Origin of the sequence: Methylibium sp. (assembly GCF_013817365.1) — a bacterium.
Classification (GTDB): domain Bacteria; phylum Pseudomonadota; class Gammaproteobacteria; order Burkholderiales; family Burkholderiaceae_C; genus Methylibium.
Window position 1 is genome coordinate 1 of sequence record NZ_JACDCU010000599.1, and the last position, 2,078, is coordinate 2,078.

A 2,078-nucleotide genomic window follows, 5' to 3' on the forward strand; every position below is an offset into this window, starting at 1 on the left:
CGCCCATAAGGGGCGAGAAGCGAGCCTGTGGCCCGCTGCGCGGCCCGAAACGCGTCAGAGCGCGTGCGAACCTGCATCCATTTCGCGCCAAACCAGCGAAAGCGGCTCCAAATGGCGCGTCTCGTGCGATGTCACTACTGGACGACCGAATACAGCAGCTTATTCAGCGTTGCCCTAGATCAAGTGCGCCGAGCGTTGATGCCTTGACGGTGGCAATTAACCCGCGCCTTCCAACTAGCGTCGCAATGCTCTTGAGCTTCTTCATTCGCTTCTGAGCTTCAGGTTTGGCATCCTTTCCGAGTAAGTCAATTTTGGAGACAATGGCCACAAGCGGATCACTTGCGTAATCCACAGCCCACGCATTGAAATAAATGCAGCGAAACTGTTTCGCCTCCAACTGGGCTTGCAACATCCTCACGAGGGTGGTCTTGCCGGTACCCCACGGCGAATCCAGTGCCAGTACCATTGGGCCTTCGATTTTTTCGATCACAGCTTCGAGAAACTCGACCAGCGGCTTTCGGTCAAGTGCGTCTTGAGCGAACGGATTCTTCGAGTCAATAGGTTCGCTGTCGGTGCGGAACTTCATTTCGGTGAGAGTGCTTAAAAAACGCTGTAGTTTTTTTCCGAGCCGCCCTCAACCCAACAGTTGATTCATCATTTGCGTGCGTGCCCTACCACTTCAGCAGCCTATGGGTCACGATTGAATTTGGATTCGCAGTTTCGTCTGCATTTCAGACACCGCGGGGACGTCTAAGAAGCAGTGCCCTCAAACTGCGGCGCGCCGCAGCGCCGCCGTCGCACCGGCCAGCCGTTCGATGCGGCCCCAGTCGCGCGTGGCGATGGCCTCCGGTGGCATCGGCCACGAGCCGCCGACGCAGGCAACGTTGGCCAGCCGCAGGTAAGCGGTGGCACTGTCGGAGCTGATACCGCCGGTGGGGCAAAAGCGCACGTCGGGGAACACGCTCGCAAAGCCCTTGAGCGTGGCGACGCCGCCGCTCGATTCGGCCGGAAAGAATTTGAGCCGCGTGAAGCCGGCCTCACGCGCTCGCATGACCTCGCTGGCCGTCGCGGTGCCGGGGAGCAACGGCACCTTTTGTGCCTTGGCGAAGGCAGCCAAGCTGTCGGTCAGGCCCGGCGAGACGACGAATTGCGCGCCGGCCTCTACGGCCGCGTCGTACTGCTGCGAGCCGAGCACCGTGCCAGCACCAACGATGGCGCCTTCGACGGTGCACATCGCGCGAATGGCGTCCAGCGCAGCGGGTGTGCGCAAGGTGACCTCGAGAACGCGCAGGCCGCCGCGCACCAGGGCGCGGGCGAGCGGCTCGGCGTCTTCGGGCCGTTCGATCACGATGACCGGGATCACCGGGCCGGCGTCGAGGATGTCGTCGAGGGTCATGCAGCTTGTCCTTGGGAGTCAAGCCCAGCTTACCGCGCCCTCTTCGGCCACGGCCGCCGAGTGGCGGTGGCTGGCGAAGAGCTCGCGGCCGTAGCCGTACTCGCTGATGCCGGGCTGCGCAAACGCCTGCTCGCGCCGCGCCCACTCGGTGGCATCGACCAGCGCTTCCAGCACGCCGGCCTCGCCGTCCAGCCGCACCATGTCGCCGTCGCGCAGTTTGCCGAGCGGACCGCCCGCCATGGCTTCGGGGGACACATGGATGGCGGCCGGCACCTTGCCCGACGCGCCCGACATGCGCCCGTCCGTGAGGAGCGCCACCTTGTGCCCCTGATCCTGCAGCACGGCCAGGCTGGGCGTGAGCATGTGCAGCTCGGGCATGCCGTTGGCGCGCGGCCCCTGGAAGCGCACGACCACGATCACGTCGCGCGCCAGCTCACCGGCCTTGAAGGCGGCCAGCATCGGCAACTGGCCGTCGAACACACGCACGGGCGCCGTGACGATGCGGTGCTCGGGCTTCACGGCCGAGGCCTTGAAGATCGCGCGGCCCAGGTTGCCCTGCAGCAGCCGCACGCCGGCGTGTGCGTCGAAAGGATCCGCCGCACTGCGCAGCACGCCGGCATCGCCCGACGCGGCCGGCGCGGCGCGCCATCCCAAGCGCACACCGTCGTCCGCCAGCCAGGGC

General features: G+C 65.3%; 3 protein-coding genes. All 3 read right to left on the reverse strand.

The window, feature by feature from the left end; all coding sequences use genetic code 11:
* Positions 1–163 precede the first annotated feature (163 nt).
* A complete protein-coding gene (locus H0W38_RS21845) occupies positions 164–586 on the reverse strand; it encodes a P-loop NTPase fold protein (RefSeq protein WP_292458180.1) in 423 nt (140 codons plus the stop codon).
* Between the two features lie 180 nt (positions 587–766).
* The gene (gene eda, locus H0W38_RS21850; protein WP_292458183.1) at positions 767–1,396 is read right to left on the reverse strand and encodes a bifunctional 4-hydroxy-2-oxoglutarate aldolase/2-dehydro-3-deoxy-phosphogluconate aldolase; all 630 of its coding nucleotides are present in this window, start codon (positions 1,394–1,396) and stop codon (positions 767–769) included.
* 18 nt (positions 1,397–1,414) lie between these two features.
* Positions 1,415–2,078 (reverse strand): dihydroxy-acid dehydratase (locus tag H0W38_RS21855; RefSeq protein ID WP_292458186.1); only part of this gene is annotated, 664 nt, incomplete at its 5' end.

Excerpts from the sequence above, each read along its gene's own strand:
- H0W38_RS21845 (WP_292458180.1), bottom strand. The coding sequence starts at position 586 with ATGAAGTTCCGCACCGACAGCGAACCTATTGACTCGAAGAATCCGTTC.
- eda (WP_292458183.1), bottom strand. The coding sequence starts at position 1,396 with ATGACCCTCGACGACATCCTCGACGCCGGCCCGGTGATCCCGGTCATC.